Genomic DNA, 26,346 nt, shown 5'->3' on the forward strand with positions numbered 1-26,346 from the left:
GCCGGCGCCCGCCGAGGGCGCGACCCCGCAGGATCTGGCGCGCAAGCTCGTCGCGCGGGCGGCCGAGACCGCGATCGACCGCACGGCCTACGAGATCGTCCGCGACCCCGCCCGGCTCGCGGCGCTGGTCGCCGAGGCCCGCGACATCGGCCGCTTCGCGCTGAGCGTCGAGACCTCGTCCATCGATCCGATGCAGGCGGAGATCGTCGGCGTCGCCTTAAGCCTGGCGCCCGGCCGCGCGGCCTATGCGCCGATCGGCCACCACGCCGGCGGCGACCTCCTGAGCGAGGGCGGCGACGCGGCGGCCGACGCCCAGATCCCCGAGGCGGAGGCGCTGGCGCTGCTCGCGCCCGCGCTTGAGGACGATTCGGTTCTCAAGATCGGCCACAACGTGAAGCTCGCCTGCACGCTGCTGGCCGAGCGCGGCCACGGCCTCGCCCCTTACGACGACGTGCTGCTGTCGTCTTACGTGCTCGACAGCGGGCTCGGCGGGCAAGGGCTGGACGAGCTGGCCCGCCGCCATCTCGGCCATGCGCTGATCACGCCGGACGAGGTGACCGGAACCGGCCGCGCCCGCGTTGCGCTGGCGGAAGCGCCGGTGGACCGCGTGGCGCCCTACGCCGCCGAGCGCGCCGACGTGGCGCTGCGGCTGTGGTCGCTGTTCCGCCAGCGGCTGACCGCCGAGCGCATGACCACGGTCTACGAAACGCTGGAGCGCCCCATGCCGGCGGTGCTGTCGCGGATGGAGCGCCGGGGCGTCGCCATCGACCGGGCCATGCTGTCGCGGCTGTCGGGCGAGCTCGCCCAGCGCATGGGCGCGCTGGAGCATGAGGCCCACACGCTGGCGGGCGAGCCGTTCAACCTCGGCAGCCCGAAGCAGCTCGGCGACATCCTGTTCGGCAAGATGGGACTGCCGGGCGCCAAGAAGACCAAGACCGGCGCCTGGGGCACCGCCGCCAACGTGCTGGAGGAGCTGGCCGCGGCCGGCCACGACCTGCCGCGCAGCATTCTGGACTGGCGCCAGCTCTCCAAGCTGAAATCCACCTACGCCGACGCCCTGCCCACCTATGTCCACCCGCGCACCGGCCGGGTGCACACCAACTTCCAGCTCGCGGCCACCACCACGGGGCGGCTGTCCTCCACCGAGCCGAACATCCAGAACATCCCGGTGCGCACGGAAGAGGGGCGGAAGATCCGCCGCGCCTTCGTCGCCGCGCCGGGCACGAAGCTGGTCTCAGCCGACTACAGCCAGATCGAGCTTCGGGTGCTGGCGCACATGGCCGACATCCCGCAGCTGACGCAGGCGTTCGAGGACGGGCTCGACATTCACGCCATGACCGCCTCGGAGATGTTCGGCGTGCCGGTGGAAGGCATGCCCTCCGAGGTGCGCCGGCGGGCCAAGGCGATCAATTTCGGCATCATCTACGGCATCTCGGCCTTCGGCCTCGCCAACCAGCTCTCCATCGGGCGCGAGGAGGCGGGGCTCTACATCAAGACCTATTTCGAACGCTTCCCCGGCATCCGCGACTACATGGAGGCGACCAAGGCCGCCGCCCGCGCCGACGGCTTCGTCACCACCATCTTCGGCCGGCGCTGCCACTACCCCCAGATCAACGCCAAGAACCCGGCCGAACGGGCGAATTTCGAGCGCGCCGCCATCAACGCGCCGATCCAGGGGTCGGCCGCGGACATCATCCGCCGCGCCATGATCCGCATGGAGGAGGCGCTCGACCACGCCGGCCTGTCCGCGAAGATGCTGCTGCAGGTGCACGACGAGCTGATCTTCGAGGTGGGCGAGGCCGAGGTGGAGGCCACCCTGCCCGTGGTCGTCCGGGTGATGGAGCAGGCGCCCCTGCCGGCGCTGGAGCTGCGCGTGCCCCTGAAGGTGGACGCCCGCGCCGCCGACACCTGGGAAGAGGCCCACTGAAGCCTGACGACGGGCCGGCGCCCGCCCGCGGTCACCAGACCTTGGTGACCGTGTAGCCGGCCTTGCGGTAGAGCTCGACCAGTCCCTTCGGGCCCGGCAGGTGCAGCGCGCCCACCGCCACGAAGGCGGCGCCCGTGTCGATCAGCGCCTCGGAGCGCTCCGCCATGCGCACGTTGCGCCGGTCCACCAGCTCCTCCATGAAGGCGGCGTAGGCGGAGGCGTCCATCAGCGGGCCGGCCACGTCGGCGGTCATGGCGAGATACCAGCCGATCTTGCGGTCGCGGTAGAGCCGCAGCACCGTGGCGCGCAGGTCCTCGCTGGCGTTCGGGCTCGCCACAACGTCGCGGATCATGCGGCGGGCGTCCTCCTCCGGCATGCCGGCCACGATCCCGAGCTGCTCCGCCACGGTCTCGAGCCCGACGATCGCCGCGCCCTGCTCGCGCCCCACCGCCTCCACGCGGGAGTCGATCGTGGGCTTGCCCGCGCCCATCAGCTTCACCTCGCAGGCGGGCAGCTGCAGCGCCACGCTGAGGAACCACGGCTTCAGCGTGGTGGCGAGCGACGCCGGAAGGCCGCTCGCCGCAAGCCGCTTCCCAACCTCGTCCTTCTGGGTCTCGGTGAAGCCCGCGAGCCCCCCGCCCGAGAGATCGAGGCCGTTCTTGGTGACGAAGGCGATGGTTTCGGCCTGGACCGCGGCGCCGCTGACGTTCTCGACCTCCACCGCGACGGTCTTCGCGCTTTTAAGCGCGTCCCGCACGGGCGCGGCCAGCTCGACCAGATCGGCCTCGGTGGTGTGCATGGTGCCGAACAGGTAGGACGGCGCCGCGGACGAGCCGGCTTTCGGCTCCACCTTCCACAGCAGGCCCTCGCCGTTCGGCACCTCCTGCGCCCGCGCCACGAAGGCCGCGTAAGCCTCCCCGCTCTCCTTCGCCGCCCGGGCGAGCAGGTCCTCGCCCCCGCAGACCTCCGCCGCCCGGAGGCCCGAGCCGGAAAACGCCAGCAGGCCGGCGGCGAGGAGGAGGCGCAAGGCGCGCGCGGGCTTCGGCATCGGGATCTCTCCGGGGGCGTCGTCGGCGCCAGCTTCGCCTCGCGCGAGCGACGAACACGTTAACGGGCGCGCCGGCGGCGCGACGTGCTATAGCTCCGCGTCATGTCGCTCTCGTCAGACGAACTCGAACGCTACGCCCGCCACATCGTGCTGCGCGACGTCGGCGGGCCGGGTCAGAAGAAGCTCGGCGCGGCTCGCGCGCTGCTGGTCGGCGCCGGCGGGCTCGGCAGCCCGCTCGCGCTCTATCTCGCGGCGGCCGGCGTCGGGACCATCGGGATCGTCGACGACGACGTGGTCTCGCTCTCCAACCTGCAGCGGCAGGTGCTGCACGGCACGCCGGACGTGGGCCGGCTGAAGACCGATTCCGCCCGCGACGCCCTCGCCCGCGCCAACCCGCATGTGACGCTGGAGGCGCACGCGACCCGCCTCACCGCCGACAACGCCATGGAGCTGGTCGGCGCCTACGACATCGTCGCCGACGGCTCGGACTCCTTCGCGACCCGCTATCTGGTCGCCGACGCCTGCGCGCTCGCCCGGCGGCCGCTGGTCACCGCCTCGCTCGGCGCCTTCGACGGCGCCATCACCACGCTGCGGCCCCACGAGACGGGCCCGGACGGGACGCCCAACCCCACCTGGCGCTGCCTGTTCCCGGAGCCGCCGCCGCCTGGAACCGTGCCGGCCTGCGCGGAGGCGGGCGTGCTGGGCGCGCTCGCCGGACTGATGGGCTCGCTGATGGCGATCGAGGTCGTGCGCGAGATCGTCGGCTTCGGCCAGGGACTGGTCGGGCGCCTGCTGGTGGTGGACGCGCTCGCCATGCGGTTCGAGACCATCTCCTACGGCTGGGATCCGGACAACCCGATCACGGGGCGTTCGCCGACCATTCGCGACCTGTCCGGACACGTTCGCCGCTAGAGAACGCCCAACGGCGCCCGGAACGGATCGGGACTGCCCGGAACGTTCCGCGAACCGCGATCAGCGCCGCCAGACGAAGGCGGAGGCCTGACGGCGCACCACCTTCAGGGAGCCGTCCGCCGCCTTGATCGCAAGATAGCAGGACTCCCGCCGCGCCTGCCCGAGCGTCATGCAGAAGCCGTCCTCATCCACCCGCCAGGTTCCGTTGGTGGCGGAGCCGGCGCGGCCGCCCGCGCGCGTCACCTTGCCGTCGGCGGCGAAGACGAAAGTGGAGGCGCCGCCCCGCGGTCCGGTGGTGGTGACCGTGCGCCCGTCCAGCCAGCCGGACTTGAGCTCGTCCGGCCCCACCAGCTCGGCGGCGGTCGCCGTCCCGCCGAGCGCGCACGCCGTCACAACCGCAAACGTTCCAAGAACCGCGCCGCGCATTGTCCAGACCCCCGCCGATGTTCGCCCCTTGTTCCGGAACAAATCATGCACAGACACGCGCACAAGTCAACGAGGCGCGGGCCACGTCGCGCGTCAGTCGTCAGACGCTGGAAGCGAGCAGCCCCACCGCCTGAGGCGGCGTGAAGGGCGGCGTCCGGCGGCGGTGGCGCCGAACGCCATCAGGCGGCTGGCGCCGTCAGAGCATCGCGGGGACGACGCGGTCCGGCGGCCGGTGGCCGTCCATGAAGGTCTTGATGTTCACGATGACCTTCTCGCCCATGTCGATGCGGCCTTCGAGCGTGGCCGAGCCGAGATGGGGCAGCAGCACCACCTTGTTCTGGCGGGCGAGCTTGACGAGCTTGGGGTTCACCGCCGGCTCGTTCTCGAACACGTCGAGCGCGGCGCCGGCGAGATCGCCGGCCTCCAGCATGCGGGCGAGCGCCAGTTCGTCGATCACCTCGCCGCGGGCGGTGTTCACCACATAGGCGTCCTTCTTCAGCAGCTTGAGCCGCCGGGCGGACAGAAGGTGGTAGGTCGCGGGCGTGTGCGGGCAGTTCACCGACACGATGTCCATGCGGGCGAGCATCTGGTCGAGGCTCTCCCAGTACGTCGCCTCCAGCGCGTCCTCGAGATGGGCGGCCACGCGGCGGCGGTTGTGGTAGTGGATCGACAGGCCGAAGGCCTTGGCGCGCCGCGCCACCGCCTGCCCGATGCGCCCCATGCCGACGATGCCGAGGCGCTTGCCCCAGATGCGCCGGCCGAGCATCCACGTCGGCGACCAGCCCGACCACTCCTGATCGTCCGGCACCACCCGCGCGCCCTCGGCGATGCGGCGCGGCGCGGCCAGGATCAGGCCCATGGTCATGTCGGCCGTGTCTTCGGTCAGCACGCCCGGCGTGTTGGTGACGGTGATCCCGCGATCGGTGGCCGCCTGCACGTCGATGTTGTCGACGCCGTTGCCGAAATTCGCGATCAGCTTGAGGTTCGGCCCGGCCTGCTCCAGCACGGCGGCGTCGATGCGGTCGGTGACCGTCGGCACCAGCACCTCGGCCTCGCGGGCGGCCTCGATCAGCGCCTCGCGCGACATGGGCGCGTCGTCGTGGTTGAGGCGCGCGTCGAACAGCTCGCGCATCCGGGTCTCGATCACGTCCGGAAGCCGGCGCGTGACGACGACGAGCGGGCGCTTCTTCATGACCCTCGACCTTTCTTCAGACGCGGCACGGTTAATCCATCGTCAAGCCGAACGAGGGATGCTGCGTGGAACGACCCCGCCTCCGCCGGCCGGGACGGCCGCCCGGCAGGGGCTGAAAGCCGTCTCTACCAGACGGCGGGCGGAACGCAAGACGACGACGAACGACGGCATTCTTCGGGAGCAGGACCATGGCGCGATTCTCAAGGGCTCTGAGGGCGGCCGTCGCGGCGCTGGCGGCGCTCGCCACGCTGGCGCCGGTCGCGGCCGTGTCCCAGGCCGCGCGGCCGGGCGAGGCGGGGCTGATGATCGGCCCCATGTCCGGCCTGCCGGTGCCGCGCTTCGTGAGCCTGAAGTCCGCCAAGGTCTATGTGCGCCAGGGGCCCACCAAGGAGCACCCGGTGGCCTTCGTCTACCGCCGCGCCGGCGAGCCGGTGGAGATCGTCGCCGAATACGACAACTGGCGCCGCATCCGTGACTCCGAGGGCGCGGAAGGCTGGGTCTGGCACAGCCTGCTGGCGGGGCGCCGCACGGCGCTGGTCGCGCCCTGGTCCAAGGACACGTCGGCAACGCCGATCCACGTGCGCGCCGGCGCCCACGAGCGCCTGTCCGCGCGGCTGGAGCCCAAGGTGCTGGTGGAGGTGCGCAACTGCGACAGCCAGTGGTGCCGCGTGGAAGGCCAGGGCTTCGAAGGCTGGATCGAGCAGAAGCGCCTGTGGGGCGTCTATCCGGGCGAGCGGTTCGACTGACCCCCCGCCGCGCGATCCTCCTACCACTCACCGAAACAAAAAAGGCCGCCTCTCCGGGCGGCCTTTTCGCATTCAGGACGCCGATTACGGCGTTTTGCTCAGGCCTTGCGGCGCAGGCGCACGACCACGTCGACGCGGGCGATCTCCATGCCGGCCGGAATCTCCGGCAGCCGGTCCACCGACACGTGGGCGCCGGGAATGTCCATCAGCTGGTTGTCGTCCTCGACCAGGAAGTGGTGATGCTCGGTGACGTTGGTGTCGAACCAGGTCTTGGAGCCGTCCACCGCCAGCTCGCGCAGCAGGCCCACTTCCGTGAACTGGTGCAGCGTGTTGTAGACGGTCGCGAGCGACACCGGCACGCGGGCGCGCATGGCCTCCTCGTGCAGGATTTCCGCGGTCACGTGGCGGTCGCCCTTGGCGTAGAGCAGACGGCCGAGCGCGATGCGCTGGCGCGTGGGGCGCAGGCCGGCGTCGCGCAGCAGCGCGCCCACGTCGCGGGCGACGCAAAGCGAAGGCCGCAGCCCGCAATCCGCCGACGGAGCCTGCGCCGCGGCGGGCGCGGAGGCGTGGTGGAGCACGGTCACTTCAGGCATCTGTCTCAACACACTCATGCGGTTGTCGGGGGCGCCCACGAAGAAGGCGGAAGGCCCCGGCGCTTGGGATTGGACGCTTCAGTTGCAAGTCACTCGCTAAAATAGCCTGTCGCGGCCCCGCAAGCAACCTCTGCCGATCGAAGCGCTTTTCGCCCTCGCGCCATGTGTGCTAGGGAGGCCCCGCCGTGCGTCCGCGCGGCGCCGGACGCTATCTAGAGGACGTCGACGAACCGACATGACCGAGCGCAAGGCCAGTTACGATTACGAAGAGCTTCTGGCCTGCGGCCGCGGCGAGCTGTTCGGCGCCGGAAACGCGCAGCTTCCCGCGCCTCCCATGCTGATGTTCGACCGCATTTCGGAGATTTCCGAGACCGGCGGCGAGCACGGCAAGGGCTGCGTCCGGGCGGAGCTCGACGTGCGCCCCGACCTCTGGTTCTTCGAGTGCCACTTCAAGGGCGATCCGGTGATGCCGGGCTGCCTCGGCCTGGACGCGCTGTGGCAGATGACGGGCTTCTATCTCGGCTGGCTCGGCTCGGAAGGCCGCGGCCGGGCGCTCGGCACCGGCGAGATCAAGTTCACCGGCCAGGTGCTGCCCAGCGTGAAGCAGGTCGTCTACGGCGTCGACTTCAAGCGCGTGGTGCGCGGCCGCCTCGTGCTCGGCATCGCCGACGGCTGGCTGAAGGCGGACGGCGAGACCATCTATCAGGCGAAAGACCTCAAGGTCGGCCTGTTCAAGTCCTGACCGTCGGTCGGACGTCGTTTTAAGCCACCCCCGGGCCCCGGGATCCGCCGGCGCGCAAGGCCGCGCCGCGGTCGGCTCCGCCGACACCCTTGGCCCCGCTGCTGGAGGAACTCCCATGAGGCGCGTCGTCGTCACCGGCATGGGCATCGTGTCGTCGATCGGCAATTCGACGCAGGAGGTGCTCGCCTCCCTGCGCGAGGCCCGGTCCGGCATCACCCGGGCCGAGCAGTTCGCCGCCCACGGCTTCCGCTGCCAGGTGCAGGGCGCGCCGACCATCGACCCCGCCGAGGTGGTCGACCGCCGCGCCATGCGCTTCCACGGCGGCGGCAGCGGCTGGAACCACATCGCCATGGAGCAGGCGATCCGGGACGCGGGCCTCGAGGACGGCGACGTCTCCAGCGAGACGACCGGCATCATCATGGGCTCCGGCGGCCCCTCCACCCGCGTGGTGGTCGAAGCGGCCGACATCACCCGCGAGAAGGGCGGCCCGAAGCGCATCGGCCCGTTCGCAGTGCCGAAGGCGATGTCCTCCACCGCCTCGGCCACCCTCGCCACCTGGTTCAAGATCAAGGGCGTGAACTATTCGATCTCGTCCGCCTGCGCCACGTCGAGCCATTGCGTCGGCAACGCCGCGGAGATGATCCAGTACGGCAAGCAGGACGTGATGTTCGCCGGCGGCTGCGAGGAGCTGGACTGGACGCTGTCCAACCTGTTCGACGCCATGGGCGCCATGTCGAGCAAGTACAACGACACCCCGGAGACCGCCTCCCGCGCCTATGACAAGACCCGCGACGGCTTCGTCATCGCCGGCGGCGCGGGCGTGCTGGTGCTGGAGGAGTACGAGCGCGCCAAGGCCCGCGGCGCCAAGATCTACGCCGAGCTGACCGGCTACGGCGCCACCTCCGACGGCCACGACATGGTGGCGCCGTCCGGCGAGGGCGCGGCGCGCTGCATGCGCCAGGCGCTGAAGACCGTCCGCGGGCCGATCGACTACGTCAACCCGCACGCCACCTCGACGCCGGTCGGCGACGCCAAGGAGATCGAAGCGCTGCGCGTGGTGTTCGGCGACAAATGCCCGCCGATCTCGGCCACCAAGTCGCTCACCGGCCATTCGCTCGGCGCCGCCGGCGTGCAGGAGGCGATCTACTCGCTGCTGATGATGCAGAACGGCTTCATGGCCGAGAGCGCCAACATCACCGAGCTCGACCCCGACTTCGCCGACATGCCGATCCTGCGCGAGCGCCGGGACGACGTGACGCTGAACGCGGTGATGTCGAACTCCTTCGGCTTCGGCGGCACCAACGCCACGCTGGTGTTCGAGCGCGTCTGACGCGAAGGCTCGCCGGCCACGGCGGCATGCAGGAGGGCGCGATGGTCGCCGGACTTCTTTCGGGCAAGCGCGCCCTCGTCATGGGCGTCGCCAACGACCACTCCATCGCCTGGGGCTGCGCCAAGGCGCTGGCGCAGGCGGGAGCGGAGATCGCCTTCACCTATCAGGGCGACGCTCTGGCCAAGCGCGTGCGCCCGCTGGCGGAGAGCGTGGGCTCCGATCTGGTGCTGCCCTGCGACGTGGAGGACCTCGCCTCCGTGGACGCGGTGTTCGCCGCGCTGAAGGAGCGCTGGGGCGGACTCGACCTGTTCGTCCACTCCATCGGCTTCTCCAACAAGAACGAGCTCAAGGGCCGCTACGCGGACACCACCCGCGAGAATTTCGCGCGCACCCTGCTGATCTCGGCCTTCTCCTTCACGGAGAGCGCGAAGCGCGCGGCCGAGCTGATGGGCCCTGGCGGCGCCATGATCACCCTGACCTACGGCGGCGCCACCCGCGTCATGCCCAACTACAACGTCATGGGCGTGGCCAAGGCCGCGCTCGAGGCCTCCGTGCGCTATCTCGCGGCCGATTTCGGCCCCCAGGGCGTGCGGGTGAACGCCATCTCCGCAGGCCCGGTGCGCACGCTCGCCGGCGCCGGCATCTCCGACGCCCGGCTGATGTACGAGCATCAGCGCCGCCACGCCCCGCTGCGCCGCCCGATCACTATCGAGGACGTGGGCGGCTCCGCGCTCTATCTGCTGTCGGACCTGTCGTCGGGCGTGACCGGCGAGGTGCATTTCGTGGACGCCGGCTTCAACGTCATCTCCATGCCGCGCACCGAAAGCCTGAAGGTCACGGTCGCGGCGGAAGACGCGGCGGAGAAGGCCGGCGCGGGCGAGTGACCGCCGGGGACTGACCACAGGCGGACGCCGCCGCGGGGCGTCGGATGCGGAGGCGCGCGACGTGACCGACTTCGACCCGGACGCCGTCTCCGCCCGCGCCGACACCTATTTCAAGAAGACCGCGGCGATCGTCGCCGCGAACGGCGACGCCCGCGTCACCTATGCGGTGTTCCTGCGCTCCGACGCCGTGGCGGCGCTCGATCCGGCGGTCGCCTTTCTGGAGGCCGCCTATCCCGCCGACGCCGCCATTCCGCTCGTCGTGGAGCGGCTGGCGGCGGAAGGTGCGGTCGCGCCTTCGGGCAAGCCGCTGCTCCATGTGACGGGCTCGCTCGCAGCGCTCGCGCCGCTGGAGACGCTGCTGCTGCAGCGCGTCGGCTTCCCGTGCGTCTCCGCCTTCAACGCCTTCGCCATGTGCCGGGCGCTGCCCGCCAGCGCCTTTCTCGCCATGGAGGCGCGCCACACCACCGGCGACGACATGCACCTCGCCGCCTCCTACGGCGCGTCGGTCGGCTCGCGCACGGCGCGGCTGATGGGCGCGACGGGCTTCGTCGGAACCTCCACGGATCTGGCCGCGCCCCTGTTCGGCACGGAGCGCGGCCTCGGCACCATGCCCCACGCGCTGATCGGCTACGCCAAGGCGCGGATGCTGCGCGACGGCCGCGACCCGGCGGTGGAGAGCGCCACGCTGGAGGCGGCAAAGCTCTACGCCGCCCGCTTCCCCGACGAGGACAGCTACACCGTGCTCGTCGACTACGACGGCCGCGAGGTCTCCGACGCGCTGGCGGTCTGCCGCTGGTTCTACGGTCCCGGCGGGCCTGCGGCGGCGGGCCGGACGCTCGCCTTCCGGCTCGACACCCATGGCGGGCGGCATCTGGAAGGGCTCGACTGGGACGAGAGCGTGCGCACGCTGCTGACATGGACGCACCGCGCCACCCCCGGCGAGGCGGCGAAGCTGGCGCTGGCCGGGCTCGATCTGGAGGAGCTCGACGGCCTGTCCTCCGACGAGATCCGCGACAAGATCCTGTTCGGCACCGGCGTGACCGCCGCCGCGGTCATCTTCTTCCGCAAGGCGCTGGACGACGCCGGCTTCACGGCGGCGCGCATCGTCGCCTCCTCGGGCTTCGACACGCTGAAATGCCGCGTGTTCGGCAACCTCGCCGCGCCGGTGGACGTGGTGGGGACCGGCTCGTTCCTGCCCTCGAAACTGTCGCGCGCCTACGCCACCGCCGACATCGTGCGCTACGAGCTGCCGAAGGGCGACGGCTGGCGCGCGTTCGATCTGGTCAAGGTCGGCCGCGAGCACCTGAGGCTTGGCTGAGCGGGTTTCACCGCCGCGATCCGTCCTTTTTGCGCCGCCGAAGACTCGCCTTTCGGCGCTCGCGCCTTAGCTCCTCCGCCAGACATCACCCTCAAGGAAGCCGCGCCCGCCGTCCGGACGGGCGGCGATGACGCGCGGCCCGACGACGAAGGACGACGACCGGACCATGTGCGGAATTTGCGGCGAAGCGACCTTTCTCGGCCAGCCGGCCTCGGTTGAGGCGGTGGCGGCCATGGCCGGATGCATGGTCCCGCGCGGTCCCGACGCCGAGGGCATCGTCGCGCGCGGCCAGGTGATCCTCGGCCACCGCCGGCTGAAGATCATCGACCTTAGCGAGAAGTCCGAGCAGCCGATGGTGGATCCCGATCTCGGGCTCACTGTCGTGTTCAACGGCTGCATCTACAACCACAAGGAGCTGCGGGCGGAGCTGGAGGCCAAGGGCTTCCGCTTCTTCTCGGACGGCGACACCGAGGTTATCGTCAAGGGCTGGAAAGCCTGGGGAACGGAGCTGCCGAAGAAGCTGCTCGGCATGTTCGCGATCGCGATCCACGAGCGCGACACCGGCCGGCTGATCCTGATCCGCGACCGGCTCGGCATCAAGCCGCTCTACCTGTCCGAGGGCGCGGGCCGGCTGCGCTTCGCCTCCTCCCTGCCCTCGCTGCTGGCGGCGGGCGGGGTGGACACCTCGATCGATCCGGTGGCGTTCAACGCCTACATGACCTTCCACTCGGTGGTGCCCGCCCCGCGCACCATCCTGTCCGGCGTGCGCAAGCTGCCGCCCGCGACGCTGCGCATCTACGAGCCGGACGGCCGCACCAAGGAGGAGGTCTACTGGACGGTCTCCTACGAGCGGTCGGCGGCGGACGTCGCCCGCTCCTTCGGCGAGTGGCGCGAAGCGCTGCACGATTCGCTGCGCACCGCCGTCGCCCGCCGCATGATCGCGGACGTGCCGGTGGGCGTGCTGCTCTCGGGCGGCGTGGATTCCTCCGTGGTGGTCGCGCTGCTGGCGGAGCTTGGCCACAAGTCCGTTGAGACCTTCTCCATCGGCTTCGAGGCCCGTGGCGGCGAAGAAGGCGACGAGTTCAAATACTCCGACATCGTCGCCGAACGCTTCGGCACCACGCATCACAAGATCCGCATCGAGGAAAGCCGCCTGCTCGACGCCCTGCCGGGCGCGATCGACGCCATGTCGGAGCCGATGGTGAGCCACGACTGCGTGGCGTTCTACCTGCTGTCGGAAGAGGTGCGGAAGCACGTCACCGTGGTGCAGTCCGGGCAGGGCGCCGACGAGATCTTCGCAGGCTACCACTGGTATCCGCCGCTCGCCTCCTCCAACGATCCGGCTGCCGATTACGCCCGCTCCTTCTTCGACCGCGACCACCAGCGCTACCTGTCCCATGTTTCGCCGGACTACGCCGGCGCCGACAGCGCCCGCGCCTTCGTGGATGAGCATTTCGCGACGCCGGGCGCCGACGACGCGGTGGACAAGGCGCTGCGCCTCGACTCCACCGTGATGCTGGTGGACGACCCCGTGAAGCGGGTCGACAACATGACCATGGCCCATTCGCTCGAGGCGCGGGTGCCGTTCCTCGACCACGAGCTGGTGGAGCTCGCCGCCCGCATCCCGGCCGAGCACAAGCTCGCCGACGGCGGCAAGGGCGTGCTGAAGGCGCTCGCCCGCGAGATCGTGCCGCCGGAGATCATCGACCGGCCCAAGGGCTATTTCCCGGTGCCGGGCCTCAAATATCTCGAAGGCCGCACCCTCGACATGGTGCGCGGCGCGCTGGACAGCGAGAAGGCGCGCAGCCGCGGCCTGTTCCGGCCGGAGTATCTCGACGCGCTCTACGCGGACCCCAAGGCCCACATCACGCCGCTCCGGGGCTCGGAGCTGTGGCAATGCGCGCTGCTGGAGCTGTGGCTGCAGCGGCACGGCGTCTGACCGCCGACCGGACGCATCGAGACAGGAAGGGGAGACCAACGACCCATGGCCATGGCTGTCGAACGTCTTGAATCATCGGGCCTGAGCGCCGCGGCGCCCGGCGGCGCGCCGCAGCCGGACGCGATCGTGGACTGCGGCTGGGGCCGCCTTCTGTTCGCCCAGACCTTCGCCGAGCCCGCCGCGCTCGCGGAGGCGCTGCGCGACGAGGGGCCGGACCGCCGCGACATCGCGGTCTATGTGGACGACCCTCACGTGCTGCTGGCGCAGGCCCCGCTGGAGCTGTTCCTCGACCCGAGCCACATGTTCCGGCTGCCGCTGGACCAGCTCGCGCCCTCGCGGCGCGGCCAGCGCGCCTTCCAGGTGCGGCGGCTGGAGAGCGCGGCCGAGATCGACGCCGTGAACCGTATCTACGCCTCGCGGCACATGATCTGCGCGCCCCGCGACTTCTACGAGCGCGCGCGCGACAGCGACGTGGTGATCCATCTGGTGGCGGTCGATCCCCGCAGCCACGAGGTGCTGGGCGCCGTCACCGGCGTCGACCACGTGGCGGCCTTCGGCGCGCAGGATCAGGGCTCGTCGCTATGGTGCCTCGCGGTCGATCCGCAGGCCCGCCATCCAGGCGTCGGCGAGACGCTGGTGCGCCGGCTGGCGGAGCTGTTCAAGGAGCGCGGCCGGGCCTTCATGGACCTGTCGGTCATGCACGACAACGACCTCGCCATCGGGCTCTACGAGAAGCTCGGCTTCGCGCGCGTGGCGACCTTCTCCGTCAAGCGCCGCAACTCCATCAACGAGCGTCTGTTCGTGGGCGAGCCCGGCGTCGAGGGCCTGAACCCCTACGCCAAGCTGATCGTGGACGAGGCGCGCCGGCGCGGCATCGGCGTCGACGTGGTGGACGCGGAGGGCGGCTTCTTCCGCCTTACCCATGGCGGCCGCTCGATCCTGTGCCGGGAATCGCTGTCCGAACTCACCACCGGCGTCGCCATGTCCATCTGCGACGACAAGGCCGTGACGCGCCGCACGGTGGAGCGCGCAGGCGTCGTCGCCCCCGACCAGATCGAGGCCGGCGACCCGGACGCGCTGAACGCCTTCCTGCTCAAGCACGGCGCGGTGGTGGTGAAGCCCGCCCGCGGCGAGCAGGGCCGCGGCATCTCGGTTGGGCTGAAGACGCTGGAGGAGGTGGAGGCCGCCATCACCCAGGCGAAGACGTTCTGCGACCGTGTGGTGGTGGAGCAGATGGTGGAAGGACAGGACCTCCGCCTGATCGTGATCGATTTCAAACTGGTCGCCGCCGCCACGCGTCGGCCCGCGCAGGTGGTGGGCGACGGCCGCTCCACCCTGCTGAAGCTGATCGAGGCCCAGAGCCGACGGCGCTCCGCCGCGACCGAGGGCGAGAGCGCGATCCCGCTCGACGCCGAAACCGAACGCTGCGTCGGGGCCGCCGGCTACCGCATGGACGACGTGCCGGCCGAGCACGAGACCGTCGTGGTGCGCAAGACCGCGAACCTGCACACCGGCGGCACCATCCACGACGTCACCAGCGTGGTGCATCCTCGCCTCGTGGAGGCCGCGGTGAAGGTGGCGCGAGCGATCGACATCCCCGTGGTCGGCGTCGACTTCATGGTGACGTCGCCGAGCGGGCCGGACTACGCCTTCATCGAGGCGAACGAGCGCCCCGGCCTCGCCAACCACGAGCCGCAGCCCACCGCCGAACGTTTCGTGGACCTGCTGTTCCCGCTGTCGGTGCCCACCGCCGCGCGCCGGATCGGGCTGGGGTGAGGCATAAATTGGCGAAGATCGCCAATCTATGCCATTCTCGGGCTCGTTTTCGGAGGCGACCATGGCGACCATGAACGTGTCCCTGCCCGACCTGATGAAGAAATGGGTCGAGGGCCAGACGGAAAGCGGGCGCTACGGCAACGCCAGCGACTACATCCGCGACCTGATCCGCCGCGATCAGGAGAAGCAGGCCAGCATCGCCGAGCTTCAGCGCCTGATCGACGAGGGCCGCGCGAGCGGGGTGAGCGACCGGTCCATGGCCGACATCCTCCGGGATGCGCGAGCGGCGGCGATGGCCCGCGGCGGCGATGGCCTATAGGCTTTCGCGCGACGCGGACAGGGATGTGTACGAGCTGTTCCTGTTCGGCGCGGAACGCTTCGGCGTCGAGCAGGCGGAGCGCTATCACACGGACCTGGCGCAGGCCTTCGATCTGATCGGGCGGCATCCGTGGCTCGCGCCGGAGCGCCATGATCTCGGCGGCGCGCGCGTTCACACCCACCGGTCCCACGCCGTCATCTATGACGTGGGCGCCGACGGCGGCGTTCTGATCCTGCGCGTGCTCCACACCACGCGGGACTGGCGGCGCCATCTCTGACCGGCGCGACGCGCCTATCGTCCCCGGGCCGCGCCGCCCTATCCTGATGGCCGCGGCCGTCTCCCCCGACACCTTCTCCGCCTGCGCTGAGGTCTCATGCCCCGTCTCGACGTCGACATCGACTACCTCGGCGACCAGCTCAAGACGCTGCTCGCCATTCCGAGCCCGACCGGCTTCACCGACGCCATCACCCACGCGGTGGTGGACGAGCTGCAGCGGCTCGGCGTCGAGCCCGAGGTGACGCGGCGCGGGGCCATCCGCGCCCGGCTGAAGGGCCGTGTCAAGGACCCGTCGCGGGCGCTGATCGCCCATCTCGACACCCTGGGCGCGCAGGTGAAGTACCTGAAGCCGAACGGCCGGCTGGAGCTGGTGCCCATCGGCAACTGGTCCGCCCGCTTCGCCGAGGGCGCCCGCTGCACCATCTTCACCGAGGCCGGCGCCTATCGCGGCTCCATCCTGCCGCTGAAGGCCTCCGGCCACACCTACGCCGACGAGATCGACACCCAGCCCACCGGCTGGCCCTATGTGGAGGTCCGGGTGGACGCGCTGGCGCGCGACACCGCCGACCTGACCCGGCTCGGCTTCCATGTGGGCGACGTGGTCTCGATCGACACCGGGACCGAGTTTCTCGACAACGGCTTCATCGTCTCCCGCCACCTCGACGACAAGGCCGGCGTCGCCATCCTGCTCGCCGCGCTGAAGGCCATGATCGATAGCGGCAAGAAGCCGCCGGTGGACACGTGGTGGGTGTTCTCGATCGCGGAGGAGGTGGGCCTCGGCGCCGCCGCCGTGCTGCCCCACGACGTCGCCGCCATGGTGACGGTGGACAACGGCACCACCGCGCCGGGACAGGCCTCGGACGAGTTCGGCGTCACCATCGCCATGGCGGACCAGACCGGCCCGTTCGACTACCACCTGACGCACGAGCTGATCCGGCTCGCTCGCGACAACGACATCCGCCACCAGCGCGACGTGTTCCGCTACTACCGCTCGGACAGCGCCTCGGCGCTGGAGGCGGGGGCGGACGTGCGCACAGCGCTCGTCACCTTTGGGGTGGACGCGAGCCACGGCTACGAGCGCATCCACATGCACGCGCTGCGCTCGCTGGCGGAGCTTCTGACCGCCTACGCCACCAGCCCGATCGACATCAAGCGCGACGCCAAGCTGGTGGGCTCGATCGAGGGCTTTCCCCACCAGCCGATCGAGCCGGCGGAGCCGGACATCGAGCCGGACGAGACGCTGCCCGCCGAAGGGTGACGGCGGGGGCGGCCCCTCGCCGCCCTCACTCCAGGTTCATGACCTGGATGATGGCGGGGCCGAGGATCACCACGAAGATCACCGGCAGGAAGAACAGGATCATCGGCACGGTCAGCTTGGGCGGCAGCGCGGCGGCCTTCTTCTCGGCGTCGGCCATGCGCATGTCGCGGCTGTCCTGGCCGAGCACCCGCAGCGCCTGGCTGACCGGCGTGCCGTATTTGTCGGCCTGGATCAGGGCCGTCGTCACCGACTTGACCGACTCGAGGCCGGTGCGGGCGCCGAAGTTCTCATAGGCCTGCCGCCGGTCCTGCAGGTAGGACATCTCGGCCATGGTCAGCGTCAGCTCTTCGGCCAGCGCCACCGACTGGCTTCCGATCTCGTCCGCCACCTTGCGGAAGGCGGATTCGATCGACATGCCGGATTCCACGCAGATCAGCATCAGGTCCAGCGCGTCCGGGAAGGCGCGCTGCATCTCGATCTGGCGTTTGGCCGCCTTGTTCTTGAGGAACAGCTCCGGCGCCTTGATGCCCGCATAGGTGGCGAACACCACGCCGCCGAGCCGGATCATGGCGTCCTGCCCCAGGTCGTTCACGACGAACAGATAGAACAGCGCGAACACCATGAAGCCGAGCGGCGCCACCAGCCGGAAGAACAGGAAGGTGGTCATGGCGCTCGGGCCGCGATAGCCCGCCATCTGCAGCCGCTGCTTGGCGTCGTCGGTGCCGAGATGCTTGGCGAGATTGAAGCGGCTCACCACCGAATGCATGTAGGCCTTGGGCTCGCGCCGGATGCCCTTGCGCTCGGCCGCCATCAGGCGCTCGCGCTCGCGGGCGCGGATGCGGGAGCGCTCGGTGGCCACCGACTTCATGCGCCTCTGGAGCGGATCGTCCACCAGCAGCGGCATGGCGAGCGACACCACGGTCGCCACCGCCGCGACGCCCGCCAGGATGGTCGCCACCGTGTGCGGGCTCGCCGCCGCCTTGAAGAGTTCGCTGATCACGCCGGTCCCCGCGCCGTCAGATGTCGAAATTGATCATCTTCTTCATCACCAGCACGCCGGTGACCATCCACAGCCCGGAGCCCACGAGCATGATGCGGCCGAGGTCGGTGGTCCACATCAGATCCATGTAGTTGGGGTTGAGGGTGGCGATGACGACGATGGTGATGATGGGAAGCGAGCCGATGATGGCCGCCGACGCCTTGGCCTCCATCGACATGGCCTGCACCTTGGCCTTCATGCGCTTGCGGTCGCGCAGCACGCGGGCGAGGTTGCCGAGCGCGTCGGACAGGCTGCCGCCGGCCTTGCTCTGGATCGCGATCACGATGCCGAAGAAGTTCGCCTCCGGCACCGGCATGCGCTCGTAGAGCTTGCCCACGGCCTCGGACAGGGGGATGCCCACAGCCTGCGACTCCACGATGGCGCGGAACTCGCCCTTGACCGGCTCCTGCGTTTCGTTGGCCACGATGCGGATGCAGTCGCCGAGCGGCAGGCCCGCCTTCAGGCCGCGCAGGATGACCTCGACCGCGTTGGGCAGCTCCAGCAGGAAGCGCGCGATGCGCCGCCGCTTCAGGAACCCGAGGATCCACGCCGGCGCGCCGAAGAAGCCGGCGAAGGCGCCCCCGAGCGCCGCCAGAGCGCTGCCCGAGGCCAGCAGAACGCCGAGGCCGATGGCCGCCGCCAGAACGGCGCTGACGGCGTAGTACCGGCCCTTGGTCCACTCGCTCAGCCCGGCCTGCGCCAGCCGCATCTCCAGGTTCGGCCGGTTGATGCGGCGCTGTCGCTCGTCCAGCGCCTTCAGACTGTCGGCTACCTGGCCGCGCCGCAGGCTTTCCACGGCCGCCTCGGTGGCGGCCCGGCGCCGGTCGACGCCGATCAGCTTCTGGCGCTGCTGCAGCTTCTTCTCGCCGGACAGCCACGGGTAGAACAGGGCGTAGGCCGCCCCGCCCGCGGCCACCGCGGTGAGAAGGATGAGGGGGAGGCGATCCATGTCCATGGGCGTGAGCGATCCCGGTCAGGCGCCGCGCGGCGCGTCGACGTCCATGGCGTCGATGGCGGCGGCGAGGCGGGTCTCCTCGCCGAAGTAGCGGGCGCGCTCCCAGAACCGCGGCCGGCCGATGCCGGTGGAGCGGTGGCGGCCGATCAGCCGCTTGTTCTGGTCCTCGCCCAGGATGTCGTAGAGCAGGATGTCCTGGGTGATGATCACGTCGCCTTCCATGCCCATCACCTCGGTGACGTGGGTGATGCGGCGCGAGCCGTCGCGCAGGCGCGAGGCCTGCACGATCACGTCCACCGAGGAGCAGATCATCTCGCGGATGGTGCGGGACGGCAGGGTGAAGCCGCCCATGGTGATCATGCTCTCGAGACGCGACAGCGCCTCGCGCGGGGAGTTGGCGTGCAGCGTGCCCATGGAGCCGTCATGGCCGGTGTTCATGGCCTGCAGCAGGTCGAACGCCTCCGGGCCGCGCACCTCGCCCACGATGATGCGCTCGGGCCGCATGCGCAGGCAGTTCTTCACCAGATCGCGCATGGTGATCTGGCCCTCGCCTTCGAGGTTCGGCGGGCGGGTCTCGAGCCGCACCACATGCGGCTGCTGGAGCTGAAGCTCGGCCGCGTCCTCGCAGGTGATGATGCGCTCGTCCTCGTCGATGTAGCGCGTGAGGCAGTTCAGCAGCGTGGTCTTGCCGGAGCCCGTGCCGCCGGAGATCAGCACGTTGCAGCGGACGCGGCCGATGATCTTGAGGATCTCGGCCCCTTCCGGGCTGATGGAGGCGAAGCGGACGAGCTGGTCGAGGGTCAGCTTGTCCTTCTTGAACTTGCGGATGGTGAGCGTCGGCCCGTCGAGCGCCAGCGGCGGCGCGATGACGTTGACGCGGGAGCCGTCCGGCAGGCGCGCGTCGCAGATCGGCGAGGCCTCGTCGACCCGACGGCCGACCTGGCTCACGATGCGCTGGCAGATGTTCAGCAGCTGGGCGTTGTCGCGGAAGCGGACGAAGGTCGGCTGCAGCTTGCCCGACACTTCGATGTAGGTGTTGTCCGCGCCGTTGACCATGATGTCGGCGATGTCGTCGCGGGCGAGCAGCGGCTCCAGCGGGCCGTAGCCGAGCACGTCGTTGCAGATGTCGTCGAGCAGCTCCTCCTGCTCGGCGATCGACATCACCACGTTCCGGATCGCGATGATCTCGTTGACGATGTCGCGGATTTCTTCGCGCGCGCTCTCGGTGTCGAGCCGGGCGAGCTGCGCCAGGTCGATCGCCTCGATCAGGGCGCCGAAGATGCGGCTCTTGGTCTGGTAGTAGTCGTCCGAGCGCCGGCCGTCGCTGGCCGCGGCCGGCGCGACGCGCGGCTCGTCGGCCACGGAGATCGGCGCGATGTCGATGACCTGCGCGCCGAGCCCCGCGCCCAGCGAGGCGCGTGCAAACCCCTGCTGTGCAGGCGCCGACGTCGAGCCGCCCCGTTTTCCGAACATGCGTCGCGCTCCTAGCGGTCGGCGGCGATCAGCCGGCCTTCTTCCAGTTTATCCGCGCCTTCAGAGGCTCGAGCAGCCCGCGCTTGGGCGCCCGCGTCTCCGACCGGCCGGTGATCTTGCGGGCAAGATCGGTAAAGGTCTCGTTGACCTTGTGGCCGGGCGCGGCCTCCGCGATCATCTGGCCGTTGTTCGCGGCCGCGCCGAACAGCGCCGGATCGAAGGCGATGACGGCGGAGGGCTCCACGTCGAGCGCCTTGCAGAAGTCCGCGACCTTGATCTCGGCCCGCTTCGGCACGGCGACCTGGTTCAGCACCAGCCGCACCGGCGCGTCGTTGGGACGGGCCGCCTTGATCAGGTCGATCAGGTTCTTGGCGTTGCGCAGGTTGGCGAGATCCGGGCCCGCCACGATCACCACCTCGTCGGCGGCGATCAGGGTGCGGCGCGACCAGGCCGTCCAGATGTGCGGCACGTCGAGCACGCTGCAGGGCGCGTTGGCCCGCAGGATGTCGAGCAGCGGGTCGAACACGTCCTCATGGAAGTCGTAGACCCGGTCGAGCGTCGAGGGCGCGGCCAGCAGGCTGAGCTGCTCGGTGCATTTCGACAGCAGGCGGTCCACCAGCGCGGAGTCGAGCCGGTCGGGCGCGAACACCACCTCGGCGACGCCCTGCGGCGGGTCCTGGTTGAAGTCGAGGCCGGCGGTGCCGAAGGCGAGGTCGAGATCGACCACCACGCTGTCGAGCTTGAGCTGGCGCGCGATCGCCCAGGCGGTGTTGTGCGCGATGGTGGACGCGCCCGCGCCGCCCTTGGCGCCCACGAAAGCCACCGTGCGGCCGACCGGATCGGCGCCCGGCGCCCGGAAGATCTCGGACAGCGCGCGCACCATGTCGATGACGCCGAAGGGCGGCACCAGATATTCGCTGACGCCCTGCCGCATCAGCTCGCGGTAGAGCGGCACGTCGTTCACCTGGCCGATGACGACCACCTTGGTGCCCGGGTCGCAGACCTCGGAGAGCTTCTCAAGCGTCTCCAGCAGGCGGGCGCGGCTGGCGTCGCCCTCGATGATGATGACGTTCGGGGTCGGCGCGGTCTTGTAGGCCTCGGTGGCCGCGGCGCCGCCGCCCATCTGCACCTTGACGTGCGCCTTCTCCATGCGGCGGTCGGCCGAGACCTGCTCGATGAGACGCGCGATCTCCACCGTCTCGCAGAAGGCCTGGATCGACACCCGCGGCAGCGGCGCGATGATGTCGGACGGCGAGGTCTGATGAAGATCGCTCACTTGCCGCCTCCCGCTTCGGAGATCTTGGCGTCTTCCTGCTTGTATTCGCCGGCCGTCACTTCGCCCTTGCGGAAGTTGTCGATCACCGTCTGGCGCCGCGAGGCGTAGACCGGGGTTTCGGCGCGGGGACGGGCGAGGTCTTCCGGATCGGCGACCTGGGCCGCCAGGTTCTGCTGGGTGGCGCAGCCGAAGTTCCAGTATTCCCGGTTCTGGGTCGCGCCGTAGACGTCCCCGCCGCCATGGCCGAGATCGTCGGGCCACAGCCCGCATGGATGGGGCACGCCCGCCTTGAGCTTCACGTAGCCGAGGCGGATCGGCGCGGCGCCGTCGCCCGCGGCGTAGCGCTGCGCGCGGATGGCCGTCGCCGGCACGCCGGCGGAGACCAGCGCGGAGCGCACCGAGCCGAGCGCATAGGACGCGGCCGCGCCGCTCTCGCCGCCCTGCGGCGTCATGATCGCGATCGGGCTGCGCCCGTCGCGCCGCCAGCCGGCGGCGAAGGCGCGGATGTCGTCCTTCTGCCGCGCGGTCAATCCGTCCCGGCCGGCCCCGACCGGCAGATCAAGGCGCTCCGCGCCCTCCGACAGCACGATCGGATGCCGCTGCTGATGGGTGGTCGGATAAGGGTCGGACACGATCCGGTCGGCGTGGCACCCGCCGAGGGCGAGGGCCGGGATCACGACCAGAGCGGCGCCGAGGCGCCTGCGGACCCGGGATGGGAGCATGCCGTTCATGACAGAGGACTCCATGAGCGCCGTCAGGCCTCAATCGATGATGAAGCCGCCGCGGCGGTGGCTCACGGTGTGGGGGTCGATCTTGCCCGGAACGCCGTAGAGGCGGTTCAGGCGGCCGAGCAGGATGGCGGACTGGTCGCTCGGCTCCGCGAAGCCGTCGTCCGGCGAGGCGAGCTTGGCGGGCGCCGTCGGCTTGGCGAGATAGGGCGTCACGAAGATCGCGAGCTCGGTCTCGTTGCGCAGGAAGTCGTTGGAGCGGAACAGCGCGCCGAGGATCGGCAGCTTCATGAGGCCGGGCAGGCCGGCGGCGGCGCGCTTGGTCTGCTGCTGGATCAGGCCCGCCATGACGATGGAGCCGCCGGAGGGAATCTCCACCGTGGAGTCCGCGCGCCGCACCTGCAGGCCCGGGATGACGAGGCCGTTGTCCGTGATGCCGTTGGCGGGGTCGAGCTCGCTGACCTCGGTGGAGACCTTGAGGCTGATGCGTCCGCTCGTCAGCACGACCGGCGTGAAGTTCAGGCTCACGCCGAAGTCCTTGAACTCCACGCTGCGCGTGCAGATGCTGTTCGTGAGCGAACAGGGTCCGGGAAACGGATACTGGCCGCCGGCCAGGAACTTCGCACCTTCGCCCGAGATCGCGGTCAGGTTCGGCTCAGCCAGCGTGCGCACCACGCCCGCGCGCTCCATCGCCTGCAGGCGCGCCTGGAACGACCCGCCGTTGGCGGCGTAGGTCCCGACGATGCTGGCGGCGGGCGAGGCGTTGTTGGCGCCGAAGGGGAACTCGGTCCCGCCGTCGAGCACGGTTCCGCCGACCTTGAAGTTGTCGAAGCCGTAGTCGACGCCGAGCTGCTTCACGACCTCGCGCTTCATCTCCACGACCTTGACCTTGAGCAGTACCTGATCCTGCCCTTCGATCTTGAGCGCGTTCACCACCTTCTTGGGGTCGGCCATGTAGCCGGCCGCGATGTCGATGGCGGTCTGGGCCTCCTGCGCGGACTTGACCGAACCGGTCACCACCACGCCGTCGCCGACGCCCTCAACCCGCACGTTGCCGCCATAGATCGAGCGGCCGATGGAGGAGCGGATCGAGCCCACGTCGCGGGAGACCGACACCTCGTAGGACGCGATCTCGCGGCCCTCGGCGTCGAGGAACTTCACGTCGGTCTGGCCGGGGCCGGTTCCGATCAGATAGGCCTTGCGCGCGGTGCGCACCACGGCGTTGGCGACCGACGGATCGGCCACGAACACCTCCTTGGCGTCGCTCGGCAGCGTGACGGCGTAGGACTTGCCGATGCCGAGATCGATCCGTGTCTCGCCGGCGTCCGAGACCCGGGAAAAGTAAGCTGGATCGGCGGCGGCCGCCGGCAGCGGAGCCGCAAGCGAGACGGCGCAGGCCGCGAGCAGCGCGGCGCGCAGGCTCCGGGCGAGGCCGGTTGTGAACGTGCGCCGGGCGCCGGGAGCAAGACGAGCGGGCATGGAGATCGGGTCCTGACGGCGGAACGGCGGAACGGAGGCCGGGACGTGGGCGCGGCTCATCGCGTTCCGCCCTGGCTGACGACGCCGAAGCGCACCACGGTCACGCGGTCGCGCTGCGTCGAGGAAAGTTCGTCGGGATTGAGCGGACCGGACGCGGAGTCCGCGAGCGACCGGAGCGCAAGCGCGATCACGCCCTGCTGGCGGCTGAGCGCCAGAACCTCGGTCTGGGTAGGCGACAGTTCGAGCGTCGCGGTCTTGCCCACGACGACCTTCTCGCCCTCCTTGTCCTCGATGGTCTGGTCGATGGCCAGAACGCGGACATTGGCGGCGATGGTCTCGGAATAGCTGTCGTCGCGGCCGCCGGCGCCGGTGGAGCGGCGCGTCAGCAGCACGTCGACGCGGTCGTTCGGCAGGATGAAGCCGCCGGCGCCGGTCTCGGGCGATATCTCCACCGAGATGGCGCGCATGCCGGCCGGCAGGATCGCGGCGAGATAGCCGGAGCCCGCGCCCTTGATCAGCTTGTCGGCGCGGATGGGTTCGCCGGCCACGAAGGGCGAACGGGCGATGGCGCCTGCGTTCTGGCTCAGGGCGTCCGGGGAGGCCGCGCGGGTGACGAAGGCGGGGTTGCCGGCTTCGGACGGCCAAGGTTGCCAGCGCAGATCCTCGGCGCGGACCACGCCGCCCAGCGGCACGTCGGTCGCGGCCACGAGCACTTCGAGCGCCGGCGCCTGGGCCACGGGAGCCGGCGCCTCGGGCGCGTCATCCCCGCCGCCGGCCAGCATGGCCGCCCCCAGGCCCGCGACCAGCGCGACGCCCAAAACGACGATGCGTGCGGCTTTCATCCCGTCTGTCTCCCCCGACCCCGCCTCGGACGTCTGAGGCGTTCAGGGAATTCAAGCAGGCAATCGTCAATTCATGGTTAATGTTGAATTGGCGAACAGGGTTAAGGGTTTTTACTAGGGTCGTCGCGCGCCGGGATCGCGCCTTGCGCCGTTCACGTCAGAAAGCGGAACCAGTCGGTGCCCGGCAGCAGCAGGAGCGTCCCCGCCGCGAGCGCGACGCCATAGGGCACGCCGGAGGTCGGCCGGTGCAGCCGGGCGAGCCAGTCCACGCCCACGAGACGGGCGGGCAGCGGGACGCCCCGGTACCACAGCATGGCGAAGGTGAGCGCGCCGCCGAACAGCGCGAACAGCACGAACCACTCCAGCAGCGGCGTGAAGCCGAGCCACAGCGCGAGCGCGCCGGCGAGCTTGGCGTCGCCGCCGCCGATCCAGCCGGGGATGAACAGAGCCATGCCGATCGCCAGCACCAGAGCGCCGGCGGCCAGATGCAGGCCGATCTCGGCGGGGCTCAGACCCGCGACCGGGGCCGCGACCGCGAAGGCGGCGGTCACCGCCAGCACGAGGCGGTTGGGGATCGTCATGGTCAGCAGGTCGGACACCGCCGCCACGGCCACCAGGGCCGGCAGCACCGCCAGCACGAAGACCTCGAGCATCACCGATCCGGTCATGGCTGTTCCGTCCTGCTAAAGCCGCAAACGACGAAACCGCCGTCTCCCGCGACGGAGAACGGCGGTCTGCATCGCCCTGCCCCGTTCCGGCCCATGGGCCGGAACGGATGGCGAGGGAGCGTCGACAGTAACCTCTGAAGCGATCAGATCACTTGGTGAGGTTGGAGGCGACCTTGTCGAAAGCGGAGGTGAGGTTGGTGCCGACCAGCTGAACCGTGGTGATGATGGCGATGGCGATGCCGACAGCGATCAGGCCGTACTCGATCGCGGTGGCGCCGGACTCGTCCTTGGCGAAGCGCTTGAGGATGCTCATGTCAGTTCTCCCGAACACTTGAAAGTTTGCGACAGCTCCAGTTCCGCGTCCTCGGCTAAGCTCGTCGGCGCCCCGGAACGTCCTGACCATAGGCGCCGCCCTGTTGCCATTGAGTTAATCCGATCGGTGAAACCAACCTGATTTAAATCCGATCCTTTCTTGGTTAAGTTATGTTTTTGATCACTTCTTACATCTCAAGCAACCAGCAAGCTTTCATTAATCTCACCTCGCCGCCCGGCAGGCGCGCCGCATGATCCACTAACGCTTGAGCGCCCCCTGAGCGTTAGCGGTTCATTCACCGTTCTTCGCTTGAATGCTCGCGGGATTCAGCTTCGGGGAACGATGTCATGGCTTCGGCATTTGCGGCGGCGCTGCGCATGGGCGGGATGGCCGCGGCGGCCTGCGCGGCTCTGGTCGCGACCGCAGCCCACGGCGCGGGCGGCTCCGTCGACGTCACCGTCGATCGCGCCAGCATCCTGCGCGCCCCCGAGGGCACGGCGACCATCGTCATCGGCAACCCCATGATCGCCGACGCCACTGTCCAAAGGAACGGCGTGCTGGTGGTCACCGGCAAGAGCTTCGGCTCCACCAACATCATGCTGCTGAACGGCGCGGGCGAGGTGGTCTCCGAGACCATCGTCAACGTGCGCCGGGCGCTCGACAGCGTGGTCACCGTCCAGCGGGCCAACAAGCGCGAGAGCCTGTCCTGCACGCCGCGCTGCGAGCCGGTGCTCGCCATCGGCGACGACAAGGACGCCTTCGAGGCGGCCGCCACCCAGATCGCCCAGCGCGCCGGCCTGGCCGCGGGCGGCTCCAGCATGCCCGGCCAGTAAGCGCATGATCGCCCCGGCGCGCGCGGCGGCGGCCTTCCGCGCCCGGCAGGCCGC

Annotated in this window: 26 protein-coding genes; 13 read left to right on the forward strand and 13 right to left on the reverse strand. The window is 70.2% G+C overall.

All coding sequences use genetic code 11. From position 1 onward, the window contains the following. Positions 1-1,927: DNA polymerase I (polA, locus tag ACFQ4O_RS05050; protein ID WP_378774564.1), on the forward strand; the 1,927-nt coding region annotated here is incomplete at its 5' end. 31 nt (positions 1,928-1,958) lie between these two features. On the opposite strand, the gene ACFQ4O_RS05055 is transcribed toward polA, so the two are convergent. After that, positions 1,959-2,975: a TraB/GumN family protein gene (locus ACFQ4O_RS05055; RefSeq protein ID WP_378774565.1), complete on the reverse strand. Its 1,017-nt coding sequence runs from the start codon at positions 2,973-2,975 to the stop codon at positions 1,959-1,961. 102 nt (positions 2,976-3,077) lie between these two features. Here ACFQ4O_RS05055 and ACFQ4O_RS05060 point away from each other — a divergent pair, with 102 nt between their 5' ends. Next, on the forward strand, positions 3,078-3,887 hold the full coding sequence (locus tag ACFQ4O_RS05060) for a HesA/MoeB/ThiF family protein (RefSeq protein ID WP_378774567.1): 810 nt from the start codon (positions 3,078-3,080) through the stop codon (positions 3,885-3,887). Positions 3,888-3,947: 60 nt separating this feature from the next. Here the strand turns inward: ACFQ4O_RS05060 and ACFQ4O_RS05065 are convergent, their stop codons facing one another. After that, positions 3,948-4,280, reverse strand: coding sequence for a hypothetical protein (locus ACFQ4O_RS05065; RefSeq protein ID WP_378774568.1), 333 nt, complete (start codon positions 4,278-4,280; stop codon positions 3,948-3,950). A 229-nt stretch (positions 4,281-4,509) separates the two neighbouring features. After that, complete coding sequence (locus ACFQ4O_RS05070; protein ID WP_378774569.1) at positions 4,510-5,505, reverse strand: 2-hydroxyacid dehydrogenase; 996 nt, start codon at positions 5,503-5,505, stop codon at positions 4,510-4,512. A gap of 188 nt (positions 5,506-5,693) precedes the next feature. On the opposite strand from ACFQ4O_RS05070, the gene ACFQ4O_RS05075 reads away from it, so the two are divergent. Then, the gene (locus ACFQ4O_RS05075) at positions 5,694-6,251 is read left to right on the forward strand and encodes an SH3 domain-containing protein (RefSeq protein ID WP_378774570.1); all 558 of its coding nucleotides are present in this window, start codon (positions 5,694-5,696) and stop codon (positions 6,249-6,251) included. Positions 6,252-6,349: 98 nt separating this feature from the next. Here ACFQ4O_RS05075 and irrA read toward each other — a convergent pair whose 3' ends face one another. Beyond that, positions 6,350-6,862 carry an iron response transcriptional regulator IrrA gene (gene irrA, locus ACFQ4O_RS05080; protein ID WP_378774571.1) on the reverse strand — a complete coding sequence of 171 codons (513 nt, stop codon included), beginning with the start codon at positions 6,860-6,862 and terminating at the stop codon, positions 6,350-6,352. A gap of 217 nt (positions 6,863-7,079) precedes the next feature. Between irrA and fabA the strand changes: the two genes are divergently transcribed. The 9 genes from fabA (at position 7,080) to ACFQ4O_RS05125 (ending at position 16,686) form a co-directional block, all read left to right on the forward strand. Continuing rightward, a complete protein-coding gene (fabA, locus tag ACFQ4O_RS05085) occupies positions 7,080-7,586 on the forward strand; it encodes a 3-hydroxyacyl-[acyl-carrier-protein] dehydratase FabA (protein WP_378774572.1) in 507 nt (168 codons plus the stop codon). A gap of 115 nt (positions 7,587-7,701) precedes the next feature. Further along, complete coding sequence (fabB, locus tag ACFQ4O_RS05090; protein ID WP_378774574.1) at positions 7,702-8,916, forward strand: beta-ketoacyl-ACP synthase I; 1,215 nt, start codon at positions 7,702-7,704, stop codon at positions 8,914-8,916. Positions 8,917-8,957: 41 nt separating this feature from the next. Further along, on the forward strand, positions 8,958-9,800 hold the full coding sequence (gene fabI / locus ACFQ4O_RS05095; RefSeq protein WP_378774575.1) for an enoyl-ACP reductase FabI: 843 nt from the start codon (positions 8,958-8,960) through the stop codon (positions 9,798-9,800). Between the two features lie 61 nt (positions 9,801-9,861). Next, a complete protein-coding gene (locus ACFQ4O_RS05100) occupies positions 9,862-11,118 on the forward strand; it encodes a hypothetical protein (protein ID WP_378774576.1) in 1,257 nt (418 codons plus the stop codon). Positions 11,119-11,284: 166 nt separating this feature from the next. After that, complete coding sequence (locus ACFQ4O_RS05105; RefSeq protein WP_378774577.1) at positions 11,285-13,057, forward strand: N-acetylglutaminylglutamine amidotransferase; 1,773 nt, start codon at positions 11,285-11,287, stop codon at positions 13,055-13,057. A gap of 51 nt (positions 13,058-13,108) precedes the next feature. Next, on the forward strand, positions 13,109-14,833 hold the full coding sequence (gene ngg / locus ACFQ4O_RS05110; protein WP_378774578.1) for an N-acetylglutaminylglutamine synthetase: 1,725 nt from the start codon (positions 13,109-13,111) through the stop codon (positions 14,831-14,833). Between the two features lie 61 nt (positions 14,834-14,894). Beyond that, the gene (locus ACFQ4O_RS05115) at positions 14,895-15,152 is read left to right on the forward strand and encodes a type II toxin-antitoxin system ParD family antitoxin (RefSeq protein WP_378774579.1); all 258 of its coding nucleotides are present in this window, start codon (positions 14,895-14,897) and stop codon (positions 15,150-15,152) included. Further along, the gene (locus tag ACFQ4O_RS05120; RefSeq protein WP_378774580.1) at positions 15,142-15,429 is read left to right on the forward strand and encodes a type II toxin-antitoxin system RelE/ParE family toxin; all 288 of its coding nucleotides are present in this window, start codon (positions 15,142-15,144) and stop codon (positions 15,427-15,429) included. The genes ACFQ4O_RS05115 and ACFQ4O_RS05120 overlap by 11 nt, the downstream gene beginning before the upstream one ends. Positions 15,430-15,525: 96 nt before the next feature. Beyond that, complete coding sequence (locus ACFQ4O_RS05125; protein WP_378774581.1) at positions 15,526-16,686, forward strand: osmoprotectant NAGGN system M42 family peptidase; 1,161 nt, start codon at positions 15,526-15,528, stop codon at positions 16,684-16,686. 25 nt (positions 16,687-16,711) lie between these two features. Here the strand turns inward: ACFQ4O_RS05125 and ACFQ4O_RS05130 are convergent, their stop codons facing one another. From ACFQ4O_RS05130 to ACFQ4O_RS05170, 9 genes are all read right to left on the reverse strand, one after another. Continuing rightward, positions 16,712-17,686, reverse strand: a complete 975-nt coding sequence (locus ACFQ4O_RS05130) for a type II secretion system F family protein (RefSeq protein ID WP_378774582.1) — start codon at positions 17,684-17,686, stop codon at positions 16,712-16,714. 16 nt (positions 17,687-17,702) lie between these two features. After that, positions 17,703-18,680 (reverse strand): type II secretion system F family protein, encoded by a 978-nt coding sequence (locus ACFQ4O_RS05135; RefSeq protein ID WP_378774583.1) that lies wholly within the window; start codon positions 18,678-18,680, stop codon positions 17,703-17,705. An 18-nt stretch (positions 18,681-18,698) separates the two neighbouring features. Then, positions 18,699-20,153 (reverse strand): CpaF family protein, encoded by a 1,455-nt coding sequence (locus ACFQ4O_RS05140; protein ID WP_378774584.1) that lies wholly within the window; start codon positions 20,151-20,153, stop codon positions 18,699-18,701. Positions 20,154-20,181: 28 nt separating this feature from the next. Continuing rightward, positions 20,182-21,429: an AAA family ATPase gene (locus tag ACFQ4O_RS05145; RefSeq protein WP_378774585.1), complete on the reverse strand. Its 1,248-nt coding sequence runs from the start codon at positions 21,427-21,429 to the stop codon at positions 20,182-20,184. Continuing rightward, entirely contained in the window at positions 21,426-22,160 is a 735-nt protein-coding gene (locus ACFQ4O_RS05150; RefSeq protein WP_378774586.1) for a CpaD family pilus assembly protein, read from the reverse strand. The genes ACFQ4O_RS05145 and ACFQ4O_RS05150 overlap by 4 nt, the downstream gene beginning before the upstream one ends. A 30-nt stretch (positions 22,161-22,190) precedes the next feature. Next, on the reverse strand, positions 22,191-23,636 hold the full coding sequence (locus tag ACFQ4O_RS05155; RefSeq protein WP_378774587.1) for a type II and III secretion system protein family protein: 1,446 nt from the start codon (positions 23,634-23,636) through the stop codon (positions 22,191-22,193). Between the two features lie 56 nt (positions 23,637-23,692). Then, positions 23,693-24,478, reverse strand: a complete 786-nt coding sequence (gene cpaB / locus ACFQ4O_RS05160) for a Flp pilus assembly protein CpaB (protein ID WP_378774588.1) — start codon at positions 24,476-24,478, stop codon at positions 23,693-23,695. A 152-nt stretch (positions 24,479-24,630) separates the two neighbouring features. Continuing rightward, complete coding sequence (locus ACFQ4O_RS05165; protein WP_378774589.1) at positions 24,631-25,146, reverse strand: A24 family peptidase; 516 nt, start codon at positions 25,144-25,146, stop codon at positions 24,631-24,633. 148 nt (positions 25,147-25,294) lie between these two features. Beyond that, complete coding sequence (locus ACFQ4O_RS05170) at positions 25,295-25,459, reverse strand: Flp family type IVb pilin (protein ID WP_378774590.1); 165 nt, start codon at positions 25,457-25,459, stop codon at positions 25,295-25,297. 347 nt (positions 25,460-25,806) lie between these two features. Between ACFQ4O_RS05170 and ACFQ4O_RS05175 the strand changes: the two genes are divergently transcribed. Continuing rightward, entirely contained in the window at positions 25,807-26,292 is a 486-nt protein-coding gene (locus tag ACFQ4O_RS05175) for a pilus assembly protein N-terminal domain-containing protein (RefSeq protein ID WP_378774591.1), read from the forward strand. Positions 26,293-26,346: the final 54 nt, after the last annotated feature.

The sequence above is a fragment of the Methylopila musalis genome, from assembly GCF_042679725.1.
Classification (GTDB): domain Bacteria; phylum Pseudomonadota; class Alphaproteobacteria; order Rhizobiales; family Methylopilaceae; genus Methylopila; species Methylopila musalis.